This is a genomic window from Pseudomonas sp. ACM7 (genome assembly GCF_004136015.1).
GTDB lineage: Bacteria > Pseudomonadota > Gammaproteobacteria > Pseudomonadales > Pseudomonadaceae > Aquipseudomonas > Aquipseudomonas frigoris.
In genome coordinates this window covers 1459414-1478246 of record NZ_CP024866.1, presented here as the reverse complement: position 1 = coordinate 1478246, position 18833 = coordinate 1459414, and the positions used below count along the sequence as shown (strand labels likewise).

Below are 18833 nucleotides of genomic sequence, written 5' to 3'. Positions count from 1 at the left end.
ATTGAACTCGCGCCTTTTTTTATGCTCCAAGGCTGGGAGAAGCGCGGGCTTGTCCCGTATGTGATGGTCAGGAGGTTCATGTGAACAAGTCGTTGCTGGTTGGTGCGGTATTGGGTGCTGTCGGCGTAACTGCTGGGGGTGCTGTTGCCACCTACAAGCTGGTTAAAAGCGGCCCTGAATATGCGCAAGTTCTAGCCGTTGAACCGGTCAAGACACAAATCAAGACGCCACGTGAAGTGTGCAAGGATGTAGCGGTTACCCGGCAGGCGCCGGTGAAAGATCAACACCAGATCGCCGGTACGGTGGTCGGTGCGCTGGCTGGTGGTCTGTTGGGTAATCAGATCGGCGGCGGTACTGGCAAGAAGATCGCCACAGTGGCCGGTGCGGTCGGCGGCGGTTATGCGGGTAACAAGGTGCAAGAAGGCATGCAGGAGCGTGACACCTACACCACGACCCAAACTCGCTGCAATACGGTGAATGACATCAGCGACAAGGTCGTAGGGTATGACGTCCGTTATTCGCTGGATGGCAAGGAAGGCAAAGTCCGGATGGATCGCGATCCGGGCAACCAGATTCCGGTCGACAAGGAAGGCAAGCTGATCCTGGGGCGGAATGAGCCGGCTCAGTAAATAGATGAAATTCAGATTCAAAAAAAAGCACCCCGAAGGGTGCTTTTTTTGTGGCTGCTCGCTTAGCGTTTCAGCGAAGCCGGCAGGTGCGGCTGGATGGCCGTCAGTACTGCTTTGAAGCATTTGGTGTTACCGGCAACGACGTGGCCTTTCTCAAGGAAGTCGTGACCGCCGGTGAAGTCGCTCACCAGGCCGCCTGCTTCCTGAATCAGCAGTGCGCCTGCAGCCATGTCCCACTCGGACAGGCCCGACTCCCAGAATGCGTCGAAACGGCCGGCCGCTACGTAAGCCAGGTCCAGGCTCGCCGAGCCAGCGCGGCGGATGCCGGCGGTCTGGCCAACCAGGGCGCGGAACATACCCAGGTAGTTGTCGAGGTTGTCCATCTGGTCATCGCGGAACGGGAAGCCGGTACCCAGCAGGGCGCCGTCCAGGCTGGTGCGGCCGCTGACGCGCAGACGACGACCGTTCAGTTGAGCGCCGCGACCACGGCTGGCGGTGAATTCTTCCTGGCGCACCGGGTCCAGAACAACAGCGTGTTCCAGGCGACCGCGGTATTTGCAGGCGATGCTGACGGCGAAGTGAGGAATGCCGCGCAGGAAGTTGGTGGTGCCGTCCAGTGGATCGATGATCCACAGGTATTCTTCGCCTTCGCCGCTACCAGGGTGCATGCCGGTTTCTTCACCGAGAATGCCGTGGGTAGGGTAGGCCTTGCGCAGCGCGTCGATGATTTTCTGTTCGGCGGCGCGATCCACCTCGGATACGTAATCCTTGGCGTCTTTTTCGTCGACCTTGATGGTATCCAGGCGCTCGATGGAGCGGAAGATCAATTCACTGGCGCTGCGGGCGGCGCGCAGCGCGATATTCAGCATGGGCTGCATGGATGTGTCACCTAAGGTTGTTAAAGAAAGCCGGGCATTCTATCAGAACTTTTCTACAGGTGAAGGTCGGTGTTCGGTTTCGTAGCTTAACGGTAGGATGAACTGTAAGATTCTGCTCCCCATTTCTGTGTTCGAGAGCGCCTCCCTTGCTGCATAACATTCGTGTCGTCTTGGTCAATACCAGCCATCCCGGGAATATCGGCGGGGCTGCGCGTGCCATGAAGAACATGGGCCTGTCGCGGCTGGTGCTGGTCGAACCGCGGTTGTTCCCGCATCACGAAGCCGATGCTCGCGCTTCCGGTGCCGGTGACATCCTTGAAAACGCGCAAGTCGTCGCCACCTTGGAAGATGCCTTGGTTGGCTGCAATCTGGTGCTCGGCACCAGCGCCCGTGACCGTCGCATTCCCTGGCCGTTGCTCGATCCCCGCGAATGCGGAGTGAAGGTTGTGGAGGACGCCTCGCAGGGTGCCGAGATTGCCTTGGTCTTTGGTCGTGAAGATTCCGGTCTGACCAATGAAGAGCTGCAGCGATGTCATTATCACGTGCACATCCCATCAGACCCTGAGTTCAGTTCGCTGAACCTTGGGGCAGCGGTGCAGGTGTTGAGCTATGAAGTGCGGATGTCCTGGCTCGCGGCCCAAGGTCAGCCGAGCAAGGTCGAGAAGGATGAAGTGGCGTCCACCAAAAGTGGTGAGCTGGCGACCATGGATGAGCTGGAGCGATTCTATGAGCACCTGGAGCAAACCCTGGTGGCCATTGAATTCCTCGATCCGGAAAAGCCACGGCACTTGATGGCGCGCCTGCGCCGGTTGTACGGACGCAGCTCGGTCAGCCGGGCGGAAATGAATATATTGCGTGGCATCCTCACGGAAACCCAGAAAGCGGCCCGTGGTGAGCTTCTTAAGCGGAAGGATTAAAAATGTTCGAGCGTTTGCGTGAAGATATTCAGAGTGTTTTCCATCGTGATCCGGCAGCGCGCAACGCCTTTGAAGTTCTGACGTGCTACCCGGGCATGCACGCCATCTGGATTCACCGCCTGTCGTCGGCCCTGTGGGGTATGGGCTGGAAGTGGCTGGCGCGACTGGTGTCGAACTTCGGTCGCTGGTTGACCGGGATTGAGATCCATCCGGGCGCCAAGGTCGGTCGTCGTTTCTTTATCGACCATGGCATGGGCATCGTCATCGGTGAAACCGCTGAGATCGGCAACGACGTCACCCTTTATCAGGGCGTGACCCTGGGCGGCACCAGTTGGAACAAGGGCAAGCGTCACCCGACTCTGGAAGATGGCGTAGTGGTAGGGGCGGGCGCCAAGGTGCTTGGCCCGTTCACGGTTGGCGCCGGGGCCAAGGTCGGTTCCAATGCTGTGGTGACCAAGGCTGTGCCGGCCGGGGCGACAGTGGTCGGTATTCCGGGGCGGATCATCGTCAAATCCGATGAAGAGCAGGACGCCAAGCGCAAGGCCATGGCCGAGAAGATCGGTTTCGATGCCTACGGTGTTGGCGAAGACATGCCGGACCCGGTGGCGCGTGCCATCAATCAGTTGCTCGATCATTTGCAGGCGGTTGATGGTCGTCTGGAGGGTATGTGCGGTGCGTTGAAGGATCTGGGCAGTAACTACTGCGCCAAGGATCTGCCTGAGTTGCGCGAAGAAGACTTTGCCTGTGTGAAGGACAAGGATCAGAGTCAGGCCAGTTAAACCGAGTTGGCCCCTTCGCGAGCAAGCCCGCTCCCACAGGATGCTCATCGTCCTTGTGGGAGCGGGCTTGCTCGCGAAGAACGATAACGCGGTACTGCTGGCTGTAAGCGGCCCGCCTTTGCTATGATGCGGCCGCTCTTTTGCGGGTAAACCTGACTAAAGTACTAGGTCTTATAGTTGACTTAAATACTCGGGAATTGCATACTCGCCCCATTCTGAACTCCGTGGTAATTGTCCATGCGACTGACTACAAAAGGCCGATACGCCGTAACCGCCATGCTTGACCTGGCGTTGCACGCGCAGCACGGGCCGGTGTCCCTGGCCGATATCTCCGAGCGCCAAGGCATCTCCCTGTCCTACCTCGAACAGCTCTTCGCCAAATTGCGCCGCAGCAATCTGGTATCCAGCGTCCGTGGTCCAGGCGGTGGCTATCAGCTGTCGCGCGACATGCAGGGCATCCAGGTTGCTCAGGTGATCGATGCGGTGAACGAATCGGTCGATGCCACCAAATGCCAGGGCCAGGGCGATTGCCATCAAGGCGACACCTGTCTGACCCACCACTTGTGGTGCGATCTGAGCCTGCAGATTCACGAGTTTCTGAGCGGTATCAGCTTGGCTGACCTTGTCACTCGCCGTGAGGTACAAGAAGTAGCCCAGCGTCAGGATCAGCGCCGTTGCAACAGCAAAGCGCCGCGCCTGGACAAGATTGAAGCGTCCGCCGTCGAATGACAGCCAAAGAGCTAGCGGCACGCCAGCCAGCCTGATTTAGGAGATAGTCCATGAAATTGCCGATTTACCTTGATTACTCTGCGACCACCCCGGTTGATCCGCGTGTAGCGCAAAAAATGAGTGAATGCCTGCTGGTCGACGGAAACTTCGGTAACCCGGCGTCCCGTTCCCACGTGTTCGGCTGGAAAGCTGAAGAGTCCGTCGAAAACGCTCGTCGTCAGGTCGCTGACCTGGTCAACGCCGACCCGCGTGAAATCGTTTGGACCTCCGGTGCCACCGAGTCCGACAACCTGGCAATCAAGGGTGCGGCGCATTTCTATGCCACTAAAGGCAAACACCTGATTACCACCAAGATTGAGCACAAGGCTGTCCTCGACACCATGCGCCAACTGGAGCGTGAAGGCTTCGAAGTCACTTACATCGAGCCTCGCACTGATGGTCTGGTCACCCCGGAGATGATCGAAGCTGCCCTGCGCGACGACACCATCCTGGTTTCGGTCATGCACGTGAACAACGAAATCGGCACCATCAACGACATCGCAGCCATCGGCGAACTGACCCGTTCCAAGGGCATCCTGTTCCACGTCGACGCTGCTCAGTCCACCGGCAAGGTCGATATCGACCTGTCGAAGCTGAAAGTCGACATGATGTCGTTCTCTGCCCACAAAACCTACGGCCCTAAAGGCATCGGCGCACTGTACGTGAGCCGCAAGCCGCGTGTTCGCATCGAAGCGACCATGCACGGCGGCGGTCACGAACGTGGCATGCGTTCGGGCACCCTGGCGACCCACCAGATCGTCGGCATGGGCGAAGCCTTTCGCGTAGCCAAGGAAGACATGGTTGCCGAGAACATCCGCATCAAGGCCCTGAGTGACCGTTTCTTCAAACAGGTCGAAGGCCTGGAAGAGCTGTACATCAACGGCAGCATGACCGCCCGCGTACCGCACAACCTGAACCTGAGCTTCAACTACGTTGAAGGCGAGTCGCTGATCATGGCGCTCAAGGATCTGGCGGTTTCGTCCGGTTCGGCCTGCACCTCGGCTTCCCTTGAGCCTTCGTACGTACTGCGCGCCCTGGGCCGCAACGACGAACTGGCACACAGCTCGATTCGCTTCACCTTCGGCCGTTTCACCACCGAAGAAGAAATCGACTACGCCGCGCAGAAAGTCTGCGAGGCCGTTACCAAGCTGCGCACTCTGTCGCCGCTGTGGGACATGTACAAAGACGGTGTCGACATTTCGAAAATCGAGTGGGCGGCACACTGATTTCAAGTCGCCGCAAACCGGCCCTGTAAGACGCAGTTTTTCAGGGCTTAAGAGCGACTCTCTGATGAGTGAGGATTAAGAATCATGGCTTACAGCGAAAAGGTCATCGACCACTACGAGAACCCGCGCAACGTCGGCAAGATGGACGCGGAAGACCCTGATGTCGGCACCGGCATGGTCGGCGCTCCGGCGTGCGGCGACGTGATGCGTCTGCAGATCAAGGTCAACGAGCAAGGCATCATCGAAGACGCCAAGTTCAAGACCTACGGTTGCGGTTCGGCTATCGCCTCCAGCTCCCTGGCGACCGAGTGGATGAAAGGCAAGACTCTGGATGAAGCAGAGACCATCAAAAACACTCAGCTGGCTGAAGAACTGGCTCTGCCGCCAGTAAAAATTCACTGCTCCGTACTTGCTGAAGACGCTATCAAAGCGGCCGTTCGCGACTACAAGCAGAAGAAAGGCTTGATCTGACTTTCAAGTTTTGGCGACGAGTAAGGAGTCACCGATGGCTATCAGCATGACAGAAGCGGCTGCTCAACACGTGCGACGCTCCCTCAACGGGCGCGGCAAAGGTGAAGGGATTCGTCTGGGTGTTCGCACCACAGGCTGTTCCGGCCTTGCCTACGTGCTGGAGTTTGTCGACGAGGTGGTTGCAGAGGATCAGGTGTTCGAAAGTCACGGCGAGAAAGTGATCATCGACCCGAAAAGCCTGGCCTACCTGGACGGCACCGAACTCGATTTCGTCAAGGAAGGGTTGAACGAAGGCTTCAAGTTCAACAACCCCAACGTGCGCGGTGAATGTGGCTGCGGCGAAAGCTTCAACATCTGAGGCTGCGCGTGGGTACTCCTTGTCATTTCGCTTTATTTGAGCTGAAACCGAGCTTCCGTCTGGATCTCGATCAGTTGGCCACGCGCTACCGTGAGTTGGCGCGCGGTGTTCATCCGGACCGCTTTGCAGACGCTTCCGAGCGCGAGCAGCGGCTGGCGCTAGAGCAATCCGCGAGCCTCAACGAGGCCTACCAGACGCTCAAAAGTCCCCCAAAGCGTGCGCGTTACTTGCTCGCCATGGGCGGTCGCGAGCTGCCGCTGGAGGTCACGGTGCATGATCCGGAGTTTCTTCTGCAGCAGATGGAGCTGCGTGAAGAGCTCGAAGACCTGCAAGACAGCGCCGACCTGGCGGGTGTTGCAGTGTTCAAGCGTCGCCTGAAAACTGCGCAGGATGAACTGAACGAAAGCTTCGCAGCCTGTTGGGATGATGCAGCGCAACGTGAACAGGCCGAACGCCTGATGCGGCGCATGCAGTTTCTCGACAAGCTCACCTACGAAGTGCGCCAGTTAGAAGAGCGCCTCGACGATTAACCCAGTGCCGCTCCGGTCGCACGCCTGATATACAGATAAGTCCTGATAACGATGGCCCTACTGCAGATCGCCGAACCCGGCCAAAGTCCTCAACCGCACCAGCGTCGTCTGGCTGTGGGGATCGACTTGGGCACTACCAATTCGCTGGTCGCTGCATTGCGCAGTGGTCTTTCCGAGCCTCTGGCTGACGCTGACGGGCAGGTCATCCTGCCGTCTGCCGTGCGCTATCACGCTGATCGCGTCGAAGTCGGCGAGTCGGCCAAGCTGGCTGCCGCCACTGACCCTTTGAACACCGTGCTGTCGGTCAAGCGCTTGATGGGTCGTGGTCTCTCCGACGTCAAGCAATTGGGCGATCAACTGCCGTACCGCTTTGTCGGCGGCGAATCGCACATGCCGTTCATCGACACGATTCAGGGCCCGAAAAGCCCGGTCGAAGTTTCCGCCGATATCCTGAAAGTGCTGCGTCAGCGCGCCGAAGCGACGTTGGGTGGCGAACTGGTAGGCGCGGTGATCACCGTTCCGGCCTATTTCGACGATGCTCAGCGTCAAGCCACCAAGGATGCCGCCAAACTGGCCGGTCTTAATGTGCTGCGTCTGCTCAATGAGCCGACCGCCGCTGCTGTGGCTTACGGTCTGGATCAACAAGCTGAAGGCCTGGTCGCGATTTATGACCTGGGTGGTGGCACCTTCGATATTTCGATTCTGCGTCTGACCGGCGGCGTGTTTGAGGTTTTGGCTACCGGCGGCGACAGCGCGCTGGGCGGCGATGACTTCGACCACGCAATCGCTGGCTGGATCATCGAGAGCGCCGGTCTGTCCGCCGACCTCGATCCGGGTGCGCAACGCCATCTGCTGCAAACCGCTTGTGCGGCCAAAGAAGCCCTGACCAATGCCTCGTCCGTTGAAGTCGTTTATGGCGACTGGAAAGCCGAGCTGACCCGTGAAGCCTTCAATGCGCTGATCGAGCCAATGGTTGCCCGCAGCCTGAAAGCCTGTCGCCGCGCTGTGCGTGATTCCGGTATCGAGCTGGACGAAGTGCACGCGGTGGTCATGGTGGGCGGTTCGACACGCGTGCCTCGCGTCCGCGAAGCCGTCGCTGAAGCCTTCGGTCGCGAGCCGTTGACCGAAATCGATCCGGATCAAGTGGTGGCCATTGGTGCCGCGATCCAGGCCGATACCCTGGCTGGCAACAAGCGTGATGGCGATGAGTTGCTGTTGCTTGACGTGATTCCGTTGTCCCTGGGGCTGGAAACCATGGGCGGACTGATGGAGAAGGTGATTCCACGCAACACCACCATCCCTGTCGCCCGAGCTCAGGACTTCACGACTTATAAAGATGGCCAGTCGGCCATGGCGATCCACGTCTTGCAGGGCGAGCGCGAGCTGATCAGCGACTGCCGTTCCCTGGCACGCTTCGAATTGCGCGGCATTCCGGCGATGGTGGCCGGCGCGGCGAAGATTCGCGTGACCTTCCAGGTCGATGCCGACGGTCTGCTCAGTGTTTCTGCCCGCGAGTTGGGTTCGGGCATTGAGGCCAGCATCCAGGTCAAGCCGTCCTACGGTCTGACGGATGGCGAAATCGCCAAAATGCTCAAGGACTCGTTCCAGCACGCCAACGACGACAAGGTCGCCCGGGTGTTGCGTGAACAGCAGGTCGATGCCCAGCGCCTGATCGAAGCGGTGCAGGGCGCCCTCGATGTCGATGGCGAGCGTTTGCTCGACGCCGAAGAGCGCATGGTCATCGAATTGCAGATGCAGGAACTGACCGAATTGATGAAAGGCACCGATGGTTACGCCATCGAGCAGCAGACCAAGCGTCTGTCGCAAGTGACCGACGCCTTTGCTGCCCGCCGCCTGGATTCGACGGTGAAAGCCGCGCTGGCGGGGCGCAACCTGAATGAGATTGAGGAATAACGATGCCGCAGGTCATTTTTCTGCCACACGAGAAGTTCTGCCCGGAAGGTATGGTTGTGGAGGCTGAGCCTGGCACATCCATTCTCGAGCTGGCCCACGAACACCATATCGAGATGGAAAGCGCCTGTGGCGGCGTCTGCGCCTGCACCACCTGTCATTGCATCATTCGTGAGGGCTTTGACTCGCTGGAAGAAGCGGATGAGCTGGAAGAAGACTTTCTTGATCGTGCCTGGGGTCTGGAGGCGCAATCGCGTCTAGGCTGTCAGGCGATCGTCGGGAATGAAGACCTGACTGTCGAAATTCCGAAGTACTCGGTCAACCATGCGGCTGAAGCGCCGCACTGATTCAAGGAACTGAAATGAGTCTGAAATGGGTTGATGTGCTGGAAATCGCGATCCAGCTGGCTGAATCCAAGCCAGATGTGGACCCGCGTTACGTGAACTTCGTCGATCTGCACAAATGGGTGCTGGCATTGCCGCAGTTCAGTGATGATCCGACCCGCGGTGGCGAGAAGGTGCTTGAAGCCATTCAGGCCGCCTGGATCGAAGAAGCAGAGTAGGAGCTGACGAGCGAAGCGAGGCTGCGATCTTTTCCGATGCCACTTGAATCTCAAGTGCAAGACCAGGATCAAAGGATCGCAGCCTTCGGCAGCTCCTACAGAAGGCGGAGGGTCGCGACCTGTAAGCCGTTAGGCAATACCAAAGAACCCGCGTATAATTCGCGGGTTTAATTTTTCGCAAATTACCGTTTCTGGAGTTACACCATGGCTGTTCAACGTACTTTCTCCATCATCAAGCCTGACGCTGTTGCAAAAAACGTTATCGGCGAGATCACCACTCGTTTCGAAAAAGCTGGCCTGCGCGTTGTAGCTTCGAAACTGAAGCAACTGTCCAAAGCTGAAGCTGAAGGCTTCTACGCTGAGCACAGCGCTCGTGGTTTCTTCGGCGACCTGGTTGCTTTCATGATCTCCGGTCCGGTTGTCGTTCAGGTTCTGGAAGGCGAAAACGCTATCGCTCTGAACCGTGAGCTGATGGGCGCTACCAACCCTAAAGAAGCTGCTGCCGGTACCATCCGCGCTGACTTCGCTGATTCCATCGACGCCAACGCTGTACACGGTTCGGACTCCGAAGCCGCTGCTGCTCGCGAAATCTCGTACTTCTTCGCAGCTACTGAAGTAACCACTCGCTAAGCATTGGCTTAAGAGTGAAGGTGAATCCATGACTACATCGACTGTAAAAACCAACCTGCTGGGTCTGACTCAGCTGGAAATGGAAAAATTCTTCGACTCAATCGGGGAGAAGCGTTTCCGTGCCGGTCAGGTAATGAAATGGATTCACCACCTTGGCGTCGATGATTTCGACGCCATGACGAACGTCAGCAAGGCCTTGCGCGACAAGCTCAAGGTTATTGCCGAGGTTCGCGGTCCTGAAGTTGTCAGCGAGGACATCTCCACCGACGGCACCCGCAAGTGGGTGGTGCGCGTGGCGTCCGGCAGCTGCGTCGAGACCGTGTACATTCCCCAGGGCAAACGCGGCACTTTGTGCGTTTCGTCCCAGGCAGGCTGTGCCCTGGATTGCAGTTTCTGCTCCACCGGCAAGCAAGGATTCAACAGCAACCTCACTGCCGCCGAAGTCATCGGCCAGGTGTGGATTGCCAATAAATCGTTCGGCAGCATCCCGGCGACCGCCGACCGTGCCATCACCAACGTGGTGATGATGGGCATGGGTGAGCCGCTGCTGAACTTCGACAACGTCGTGGCCGCCATGCATCTGATGATGGATGACCTGGGCTACGGGATCTCCAAGCGCCGCGTTACCCTGTCTACCTCGGGTGTGGTGCCGATGATCGATGAGCTGTCCAAGCACATCGACGTCTCCTTGGCGTTGTCCCTGCACGCACCGAACGACGCATTGCGTAACCAATTGGTGCCGATCAACAAGAAGTATCCGCTTAAGATGCTGCTCGAGTCGTGCCAGCGCTACATGTCGTCCCTGGGCGAGAAGCGCGTGCTGACCATTGAGTACACCTTGCTCAAGGACATCAACGACAAGGTCGAACACGCGGTCGAAATGATCGAGTTGCTCAAGAACATCCCGTGCAAGATCAACCTGATTCCGTTCAACCCGTTCCCGCATTCCGGTTACGAGCGCCCGAGCAACAACGCGATTCGTCGTTTCCAGGATCAGCTTCACCATGCCGGCTTCAATGTCACCGTACGCACCACCCGCGGTGAAGACATCGATGCCGCGTGTGGCCAATTGGTAGGGCAGGTGCTGGATCGCACCCGTCGCAGCGAGCGTTATATCGCCGTGCGTGAGTTAAGCGCCGAAAACGATATCGCACAGAACGCTGCGAACAATAATTAAGAGAGGATCTCTATGTCCCTGCGCTTAGCGCTGCTTTTGCTGTTGGCCAGCCTGTGTGCTGGTTGTGTCCTGTCGGGCGATTTCAACCCGATGAAGACCAGCAAGGGCCGCGATGAGGCGCGCGTTGCCTATGTGCAGCTGGGCTTGGGGTACTTGCAGCAGGGTATGACCGAACGGGCGAAAGTACCGTTGAAGAAAGCGCTGGACCTGGATGACTCGGATCCGGATGCCAACGCTGCGCTGGGCCTGGTATTCCAGGCCGAGATGGAGCCGGAGCTGGCGGATCAGCATTTTCGCAAGGCGCTGTCTTCTCGCCCCAACGATGCGCGAATCCTGAACAACTACGGCAGTTTTCTTTTCGAAGAAAAACGTTACAAAGAGGCGTACGAGCGCTTTGAACAGGCCGCCGCCGATACCTTGTATCCTGAGCGCTCACGGGTGTTCGAGAACCTCGGCATGACCGCTTCGAAGCTGGGGCAGCGCGATCTGGCGCAGCAGCAGCTGGAAAAATCCCTGCGTTTGAATCGCCAACAGCCACGTGCATTGCTGGAAATGGCTGAGTTGTCCTTCGAAGACAGGCATTATGTGCCCGCGCGTGACTATTACGATCGTTTTAGCCTGCTCACCGAGCAAAATGCACGTAGTCTATTGCTCGGCGTTCGGCTGGCAAAAGTGTTTGATGATCGCGACAAGGCCGCCAGTTTTGGCCTGCAACTAAAACGACTCTATCCCGGTACGCCGGAATATCAGCAATACCTGTCGGAGCAATGATGAAAGCGGCGCATCCCGAAGTTGTAGCAGCGAATCGCGTTAATCCCGGTGAGACCTTGCGCCAGGCCCGCGAAAGCAATGGCTGGTCGCTGGCCGAAGTGGCCCTCAAGCTCAACCTCACCGTCAATTCCCTGAGCAATCTGGAAGCCGGCGCTTTCGACAAGCTGCCTGGGCATACCTTTGCTCGCGGTTATATTCGCGCCTACGCGAAATTGCTGGGCATGGATCAAACCGTACTGGTCCAGCAGTTCGACCAATCCACCGGCACCGACTCCCAGGGCAGCAACGTTCATAGCCTGGGACGTATCGAAGAGCCGGTTCGGGTTTCCCACACCATTTTGCGAGTTGTCAGCCTGCTGTTGCTGTTGGCAGTGATTGGTGGTGGTTTTGTCTGGTGGCAGGATCAAACCTCATTGCGCACCAAAGACCTGACTAGCCTGAGCCCGGAACACGTTGAAGTCGAAGGCGCTGACGGCACCACCCAGATCCATCCGCTGGACGAGCCGGAAGACCAGGCCGTCGCGGAAGGTCAGGCTGAAGGCTCGACGTCGCTGGCGTTGCCACAAGCCGAAAATTCCTCTGAAGCACCGGCCGAAGCTGAAGCGACCGCGCCTCCGACTGCACCTGCTGCGCCAGCGCCCGTTGCACCGACGCGCAGCATCGCTCCGGTTGTCGCGACTCTGACCACGCCATCCCCGACTGCTCCTGTTGTATCAGCCCCGCCTGCGAGCGCCTCGGTTACTCCGACCATTCCCGCTCCAGCAGCGGCTGCTCCGGTTGCCGGCCAGGGTCAGGTTCAACTGCAATTCACTGCTGATTGCTGGACGCAAGTGACCGATGGCACCGGCAAGGTGCTGTTGAGCGGTCTCAAGCGCAAAGGCGAAAACGTTTCCGTGAGCGGCAAGCCACCGTTTTCCGTGCGTCTGGGCTTCGCCCGTGGCGCGCAGGTCAGCTACAACGGGCAGGTGGTTGATGTCGCTCCGTTCACCAGTGGCGAGACTGCTCGCCTGAAGTTGGGTCAATAAGTCATGCACGGCGAATCTCCAATCAAACGTCGCGAATCCCGCAAGATCTGGGTCGGTAACGTGCCCGTTGGCGGCGATGCGCCTATCGCTGTGCAGAGCATGACCAACAGCGACACCAATGACATAGCCGCTACCGTGGCCCAGATCAATCGTCTGGAAGCGGCTGGCGTCGATATCGTGCGAATTTCCGTGCCCGACATGGATGCCGCTGAAGCCTTCGGCAAGATCAAGAAACTGGTCAAAGTGCCTTTGGTTGCCGACATCCACTTCGACTACAAGATTGCTCTGCGCGTAGCCGAACTGGGCGTTGACTGCCTGCGAATCAACCCGGGCAACATCGGTCGCGAAGACCGCGTGCGTGCGGTAGTCGATGCCGCCCGTGATCGCGGGATTCCGATCCGCATCGGCGTGAACGCCGGTTCCCTGGAAAAAGACCTGCAAAAGAAATACGGCGAGCCGACCCCGGCTGCGCTGGTTGAGTCGGCCCTGCGTCACGTCGAGCACCTTGAACGCCTGAATTTCCAGGACTTCAAGGTCAGCGTGAAAGCTTCTGACGTGTTCATGGCCGTCGCCGCTTACCGCTTGCTGGCCAAGGAAATCGTCCAGCCGCTACACCTGGGCATCACCGAAGCCGGTGGTTTGCGTTCAGGCACGGTGAAATCCGCCGTGGGCCTCGGTATGCTGCTCGCCGAAGGGATTGGCGATACTATTCGCATCTCGTTGGCGGCCGACCCGGTCGAGGAAGTGAAAGTCGGCTACGACATTCTCAAATCCCTGCATCTGCGTTCCCGTGGCATCAACTTCATCGCCTGCCCGAGTTGCTCGCGGCAGAACTTCGATGTGGTCAAAACCATGAACGAGCTGGAAGGGCGCCTCGAAGACCTGCTGGTGCCGCTGGATGTCGCGGTCATCGGTTGTGTGGTCAACGGGCCGGGCGAAGCCAAGGAAGCCCATATCGGCTTGACCGGCGGCACGCCAAACCTGATTTACATCGACGGCAAGCCGTCGCAGAAACTGACGAATGACAATCTGGTGGATGAGCTTGAACGCTTGATCCGCCAGAAAGCGGCCGAAAAGGTCGAAGCCGACGCAGCAGTAATCGCTCGCGGCTGATCGAACGAATTTAAGGATTTATAGTGAGCAAGTCTCTGCAAGCCATACGTGGCATGAACGACATCCTGCCCGAGCAGACTCCCCTGTGGCGTCATTTCGAGGGCACTGTCTCGCGTTTGCTGGATAACTACGGTTACAAGCAGATCCGCATGCCGATCGTCGAGTTCACCGAGCTGTTCAAGCGCTCCATCGGTGAAGTGACCGACATCGTCGAGAAAGAGATGTACACCTTCGACGACCGCAACGGCGACTCCCTGACCCTGCGCCCCGAAGGCACAGCGGCCTGCGTGCGTGCGGTGCTCGAGCACGGCATCACCGGCGGTGGCCAGGTGCAGAAACTCTGGTACATCGGCCCGATGTTCCGCCACGAACGTCCGCAGAAAGGCCGTTATCGCCAGTTCCACCAGATCGGTTGCGAAGTCTTCAACCTCGACGGTCCGGACATCGATGCCGAGCTGATCGTGCTGACCTGGCGCCTGTGGGGCGAGCTGGGCATTCGTTCTGCGGTCAAGCTCGAACTCAACAGCCTGGGCACTGCCGAGTCCCGCGGTCGTTATCGCGAAGCGCTGGTCGAGTTCCTTTCGGCCCGCCTGGACAAGCTGGACGAAGACAGCCAGCGTCGCCTGAAGACCAACCCTTTGCGGGTTCTGGATACCAAGAACGCCGACACTCAAGCCGTACTGGTCGACGCGCCGAAAATGGCCGACTACCTCGACGAAGAGTCTCGTGTGCACTTCGAGGGTCTCAAGGCTCGTCTGGACACCGCCGGCATTCCTTACGTGATCAACCCGAAGCTGGTTCGCGGGCTGGATTACTACAGCAAGACCGTTTTCGAATGGGTCACCGACCAGTTGGGCGCCCAAGGCACCGTGTGTGCCGGTGGTCGTTACGATGGTCTGGTGGAACAGATGGGCGGCAAGCCGACTCCTGGCGTTGGTTTCGCCATGGGCATCGAGCGCCTGGTGCTGTTGCTTGAAACCCTGGAGCAGATCCCGGAAGAGATTTCCCGTCAGGTCGACGTTTACCTCTGCGCCTTCGGTGAGGCCGCCGAGCTGGCCGGTCTGGCCCTGAGTGAACGTGTTCGTGATCAGTTGCCCAACCTGCGCCTGCAAGTGAATGCCGGCGCCGGCAGCTTCAAAAGCCAGTTCAAGAAAGCCGACAAGAGCGGTGCGTTGTACGCGCTGATCCTCGGTGACGACGAAATGGCCCAGCAAGTGGTAGGTTTCAAACCCCTGCGTGGCCAGGGCGAGCAACAAAGCATTGCCTGGGATGCGCTTGCTGCACACCTGGCCACCTGCGTCGTGCAGGGTTGAAGCTGTCAAACAGCCGATTTAGCGATTAAGGAGTATTGGGGTGTCGAGTACCGAAGACGAACATCTGGCGGATTTGAAGGACTGGTGGACACGCAACGGCAAGCCCCTGGTCACTGGCGGCCTGTTGGCGCTGGTCATCGTGTTCGGCTGGCAGGCTTTTCACAAGTATCAGAGCAATCAGTCGCAAGGCGCCTCGATGCTTTATCAGCAACTGCTGGAAACCACGCTGACGCCAGACGGCAAGCCTGATGCCGCCCGTGTTGCGGACCTGGCCGGCAAGCTCAACAGCGAGTTCGGCGGTAGCGCTTACGCGCAGTACGGCAGCCTGTTCGTGGCAAAAGTTGCGGTCGACAGCGGCAAGCTGGATGACGCAGCCAGCGAGCTGAAAGCCATCGTCGCCAAACCGGCCAACCCGGCGCTGGGCGAAATTGCTCGTCAGCGCCTGGCGCAGGTGCTGGCCGCGCAGAACAAGGCCGATGAAGCCCTGAAACTGCTCGAAGGCGATGCCGATAAAGCATTCCTGGCCACTCGCGAAGAACTCAAAGGCGACCTGCTGGTGCAGTTGGGTCGTACCGACGAAGCGAACACGGCGTATCAAAAAGCCAAGGCGGCACTGTCGGATGAAGCGGCAGTGGGTGGCCTACAAATCAAGCTGGACGACCTGGCCAAAGGGGATGCGTGACGTGATTCGTTGGAAACATGCAGCATTGCTGGCTCTGGCCATATTGGCCGCGGGTTGCAGCAGCAACAGCAAAAAAGAACTGCCACCGGCCGAGTTGACCGACTTCAAAGAAGAAGTGGTTCTGCACAAGCAGTGGAGTCGTTCGATCGGTGACGGTCAGGGCGAATCGTACAACATGCTGGTTCCGGCGATCGATGGCGATACCATCTATGCCGCCGACGTCACCGGTGTGGTGATGGCGATGGATCGCAGCAATGGCGACGTCAAATGGAAGAAAGATCTCGAACTGCCTGTTTCCGGCGCTGTCGGCGTCAGTTACGGTCTGCTCCTGATCGGTACGATCAAGGGTGAAATCGTTGCCCTGGACGCCATCAACGGTGAAGAGAAATGGCGCGCTCGCGTGTCCAGTGAAGTCCTCGCACCGCCGGCCAACAACGGTGATGTCGTTGTCGTTCAGACTCAGGATGACCGTCTGATCGGTCTGGATGCCGCTACCGGCACCCAGCGCTGGTTGTATGACAGCACTCCGGCGGTATTGACCCTGCGCGGCACCAGTGCGCCGATCGTCACCAACCGCCTCGCGGTGGCTGGCCTGTCGACCGGTAAAGTGGTCGCTCTCGATATTTCCAACGGCGTGCCGGTGTGGGAACAACGTGTAGCGATTCCACAAGGTCGTTCGGAACTGGAGCGCGTTGTCGATATCGACGGTGGCCTGCTGCTGTCCGGCGGTACGCTGTATGTCGCCAGCTATCAGGGTCGCGTTGCGGCACTGGATCTGGAAAGCGGTCGTCAGCTCTGGCAGCGTGATGCTTCCAGCTATGCCGGTGTCGCCCAGGGTTTTGGCAGCGTCTACGTGAGCCTGTCTTCGGGCACCGTTGAAGGCGTCGACGAACGTTCCACCACAGCCTTGTGGAGCAACGATTCGCTGGCCCGTCGTCAACTGTCGGCTCCGGAAGTGTTCTCCAGCTACGTTGCCGTCGGTGATATGGAAGGTTACCTGCATCTGCTGAGCCAGGTGGACGGTCGTTTCGTCGGCCGCGAGCGCATCGACAGCGACGGCCTGCGTGCCCGTCCGCTGGTGGTGGGTGACACGATTTATGTGTATGGCAACAGTGGCAAACTGGAAGCCCTGACCATTAAGTAAAGGTTTGACTATGCTTGGGGTTAGTTCCCCAAGCGGCCCCGTTTTGCGGGGCTCGCAGCGCTTACAGGCGCTGCCCCGAGCACCAGCCGCTGCCTAGCAGCGGCTTTTGTATTTTCTGAAATAACGAAGTGGAGAGCCGCATGGTTCCCGTAATCGCCCTGGTGGGCCGACCGAACGTCGGCAAGTCCACCTTGTTCAACCGCCTGACCAGGACTCGCGACGCCATCGTCGGCGACTTGTCCGGTCTGACCCGTGATCGCCAATACGGTGAGGCCAAGTGGCAAGGGCGTTCCTACATTCTGGTCGACACCGGCGGTATCTCCGGTGACGAGCACGGTATGGACGAAAAAATGGCCGAGCAGTCGCTGCTGGCCATTGAAGAAGCGGATGTCGTTCTGTTCCTGGTAGATGCCAAGGCCGGTTTCACCGCCGCCGACCAGATGATCGCCGAGCATTTGCGCAAACGTAACAAGCGTTCTTACGTGGTTGCCAACAAGGTCGACAACATCGACCCTGAAATGGCCCGCGCCGAATTCGCCCCGTTGGGCATGGGCCACGCGATCCCGATCGCCGGTGCGCATGGTCGTGGCATCACCCAGATGCTGGAAATCGCTCTGAGCTCCTTCCCGAAAGACGAAGAAGAGCCGGAAGATGGTGAAGAGGAGATCGTTGCCGAAGGCGAGGAAGCCAAGCGCATTCCTGGCCCAAGCGAAAAAGACGGGATCAAGATCGCGATCATCGGCCGCCCGAACGTCGGCAAGTCGACCTTGGTCAATCGCATGCTCGGTGAAGACCGGGTAATCGTTTATGACGAGCCCGGCACCACCCGCGACAGTATCTACATCCCGTTCGAGCGTAACGACGAGAAGTACACGCTGATCGACACCGCCGGTGTGCGCAAGCGCGGCAAGATCCACGAAGAAGTTGAAAAATTCTCCGTGGTCAAAACCCTGCAAGCGATCAAAGACGCCAACGTGGTGATCTTCGTGATGGACGCCCGCGAAGGCGTGGTCGATCACGATCTCAACCTGCTGGGCTTCGCCATTGAGTCGGGTCGTGCGCTGGTGATCGCGATCAACAAGTGGGACGGCATGACGCCGAGCGAGCGCGACTTCGTGAAGGTCGAGCTGCAACGTCGACTGTTCTTCGTTGACTACGCCGACATTCACTTCATCTCTGCCCTGCACGGCACTGGCGTGGGCAACCTCTACGCCTCCGTACAGAACTCGTTCAAGTCTGCGGTCACCCGCTGGCCAACCAACCGCCTGACCACGATTCTGGAAGATGCAGTTGGTGAGCACGCGCCACCGATGGTCAACAACCGTCGGATCAAGCTGCGTTATGCCCACTTGGGTGGCGCGAACCCGCCGATCATCGTGATTCACGGTAACCAGATCGAGAAGGTGCCGAAGTCTTACGTGCGCTATCTGGAAAACACTTACCGTCGTGTCTTGAAGCTGGTCGGTACTCCGATCCGCATCGAGTTCAAGGGCGGCGAGAACCCGTACGAAGGCAACAAGAACTCGCTCACCGACCGTCAGGTCAACAAGAAGCGTCGGATGATGTCGCACCACAAGAAAGCCGACAAAAAGCGCCGCGACAAGCGCTGATTCAGGCAAGCGGAAGAGGGCGCCCATGGCGCCCTTTTTCATGCGTGCGCCAGGCATGGCGCGTTGCGCGCAAGCGCAACCAGCTTGGCTGTGGTGGCCTCGCTGGTGACTTGGAGGTGAAAGTCCTCTACACACCCGGCAAGGGGAAGTGTTAGCCAGAGGCAAGGGTGTCGCGGGTGACCGCGAATCTGAAGGAAGCCCGAGGCAAAATGCTGGCTTGACGAACAGCAAGCGGATAGAGGCGGCGCAGCGGGGTAAAGGGGCGTGTTTCCCTAAAGCCCAATACTTGCACGGGACGCTGCGACGTAGATCCGACAGGCATAAGCAGGAAGGTCGCGC

The 18833-nt window shown here is 58.7% G+C and carries 22 protein-coding genes; 20 read left to right on the top strand and 2 right to left on the bottom strand.

Annotated elements, in window-relative coordinates; translation table 11 throughout:
- Positions 1–80 precede the first annotated feature (80 nt).
- The gene (locus CUN63_RS07010; protein WP_129438199.1) at positions 81–629 is read left to right on the top strand and encodes a glycine zipper 2TM domain-containing protein; all 549 of its coding nucleotides are present in this window, start codon (positions 81–83) and stop codon (positions 627–629) included.
- 62 nt (positions 630–691) lie between these two features.
- On the opposite strand, the gene suhB is transcribed toward CUN63_RS07010, so the two are convergent.
- Entirely contained in the window at positions 692–1507 is an 816-nt protein-coding gene (gene suhB / locus CUN63_RS07005) for an inositol-phosphate phosphatase (protein ID WP_008147729.1), read from the bottom strand.
- A 146-nt stretch (positions 1508–1653) separates the two neighbouring features.
- Between suhB and trmJ the strand changes: the two genes are divergently transcribed.
- From trmJ to der, 19 genes are all read left to right on the top strand, one after another.
- Positions 1654–2424 (top strand): tRNA (cytosine(32)/uridine(32)-2'-O)-methyltransferase TrmJ, encoded by a 771-nt coding sequence (gene trmJ / locus CUN63_RS07000; RefSeq protein WP_129438197.1) that lies wholly within the window; start codon positions 1654–1656, stop codon positions 2422–2424.
- Between the two features lie 2 nt (positions 2425–2426).
- A complete protein-coding gene (cysE, locus tag CUN63_RS06995) occupies positions 2427–3203 on the top strand; it encodes a serine O-acetyltransferase (RefSeq protein WP_033061461.1) in 777 nt (258 codons plus the stop codon).
- Between the two features lie 237 nt (positions 3204–3440).
- Positions 3441–3932: a Fe-S cluster assembly transcriptional regulator IscR gene (gene iscR, locus CUN63_RS06990; RefSeq protein ID WP_007903581.1), complete on the top strand. Its 492-nt coding sequence runs from the start codon at positions 3441–3443 to the stop codon at positions 3930–3932.
- Positions 3933–3982: 50 nt separating this feature from the next.
- Entirely contained in the window at positions 3983–5197 is a 1215-nt protein-coding gene (locus CUN63_RS06985) for an IscS subfamily cysteine desulfurase (protein ID WP_074873944.1), read from the top strand.
- 84 nt (positions 5198–5281) lie between these two features.
- Positions 5282–5668 (top strand): Fe-S cluster assembly scaffold IscU, encoded by a 387-nt coding sequence (gene iscU / locus CUN63_RS06980; protein WP_003443374.1) that lies wholly within the window; start codon positions 5282–5284, stop codon positions 5666–5668.
- 34 nt (positions 5669–5702) lie between these two features.
- A complete protein-coding gene (gene iscA, locus CUN63_RS06975) occupies positions 5703–6026 on the top strand; it encodes an iron-sulfur cluster assembly protein IscA (RefSeq protein ID WP_007903589.1) in 324 nt (107 codons plus the stop codon).
- 8 nt (positions 6027–6034) lie between these two features.
- Positions 6035–6556 (top strand): co-chaperone HscB, encoded by a 522-nt coding sequence (gene hscB, locus CUN63_RS06970; protein ID WP_008070981.1) that lies wholly within the window; start codon positions 6035–6037, stop codon positions 6554–6556.
- Positions 6557–6607: 51 nt separating this feature from the next.
- A complete protein-coding gene (hscA, locus tag CUN63_RS06965) occupies positions 6608–8470 on the top strand; it encodes a Fe-S protein assembly chaperone HscA (protein WP_129438195.1) in 1863 nt (620 codons plus the stop codon).
- A 2-nt stretch (positions 8471–8472) separates the two neighbouring features.
- On the top strand, positions 8473–8814 hold the full coding sequence (fdx, locus tag CUN63_RS06960; protein WP_033061467.1) for an ISC system 2Fe-2S type ferredoxin: 342 nt from the start codon (positions 8473–8475) through the stop codon (positions 8812–8814).
- A 14-nt stretch (positions 8815–8828) separates the two neighbouring features.
- Positions 8829–9029 (top strand): Fe-S cluster assembly protein IscX, encoded by a 201-nt coding sequence (gene iscX, locus CUN63_RS06955; protein ID WP_129438193.1) that lies wholly within the window; start codon positions 8829–8831, stop codon positions 9027–9029.
- Between the two features lie 204 nt (positions 9030–9233).
- The gene (gene ndk, locus CUN63_RS06950) at positions 9234–9659 is read left to right on the top strand and encodes a nucleoside-diphosphate kinase (protein ID WP_007916882.1); all 426 of its coding nucleotides are present in this window, start codon (positions 9234–9236) and stop codon (positions 9657–9659) included.
- 28 nt (positions 9660–9687) lie between these two features.
- A complete protein-coding gene (rlmN, locus tag CUN63_RS06945) occupies positions 9688–10836 on the top strand; it encodes a 23S rRNA (adenine(2503)-C(2))-methyltransferase RlmN (protein ID WP_033061468.1) in 1149 nt (382 codons plus the stop codon).
- A gap of 12 nt (positions 10837–10848) precedes the next feature.
- Positions 10849–11607 carry a type IV pilus biogenesis/stability protein PilW gene (gene pilW, locus CUN63_RS06940; RefSeq protein ID WP_129438191.1) on the top strand — a complete coding sequence of 253 codons (759 nt, stop codon included), beginning with the start codon at positions 10849–10851 and terminating at the stop codon, positions 11605–11607.
- Positions 11607–12632, top strand: coding sequence for a RodZ family helix-turn-helix domain-containing protein (locus CUN63_RS06935; RefSeq protein WP_129438189.1), 1026 nt, complete (start codon positions 11607–11609; stop codon positions 12630–12632). Before pilW ends, CUN63_RS06935 begins: the two co-directional genes overlap by 1 nt.
- 3 nt (positions 12633–12635) lie before the next feature.
- Positions 12636–13745: a flavodoxin-dependent (E)-4-hydroxy-3-methylbut-2-enyl-diphosphate synthase gene (ispG, locus tag CUN63_RS06930; protein ID WP_129438187.1), complete on the top strand. Its 1110-nt coding sequence runs from the start codon at positions 12636–12638 to the stop codon at positions 13743–13745.
- Between the two features lie 23 nt (positions 13746–13768).
- Positions 13769–15058, top strand: a complete 1290-nt coding sequence (gene hisS, locus CUN63_RS06925; RefSeq protein ID WP_129438186.1) for a histidine--tRNA ligase — start codon at positions 13769–13771, stop codon at positions 15056–15058.
- A 40-nt stretch (positions 15059–15098) separates the two neighbouring features.
- Positions 15099–15740: a tetratricopeptide repeat protein gene (locus tag CUN63_RS06920; protein ID WP_129438184.1), complete on the top strand. Its 642-nt coding sequence runs from the start codon at positions 15099–15101 to the stop codon at positions 15738–15740.
- On the top strand, positions 15733–16884 hold the full coding sequence (gene bamB / locus CUN63_RS06915) for an outer membrane protein assembly factor BamB (RefSeq protein WP_129438182.1): 1152 nt from the start codon (positions 15733–15735) through the stop codon (positions 16882–16884). The genes CUN63_RS06920 and bamB overlap by 8 nt, the downstream gene beginning before the upstream one ends.
- A 140-nt stretch (positions 16885–17024) precedes the next feature.
- Entirely contained in the window at positions 17025–18494 is a 1470-nt protein-coding gene (gene der / locus CUN63_RS06910) for a ribosome biogenesis GTPase Der (RefSeq protein WP_129438180.1), read from the top strand.
- A gap of 151 nt (positions 18495–18645) precedes the next feature.
- Here der and CUN63_RS31895 read toward each other — a convergent pair.
- On the bottom strand, positions 18646–18833 hold a 188-nt coding region (locus tag CUN63_RS31895), incomplete at its 5' end, for a hypothetical protein (protein ID WP_218570137.1).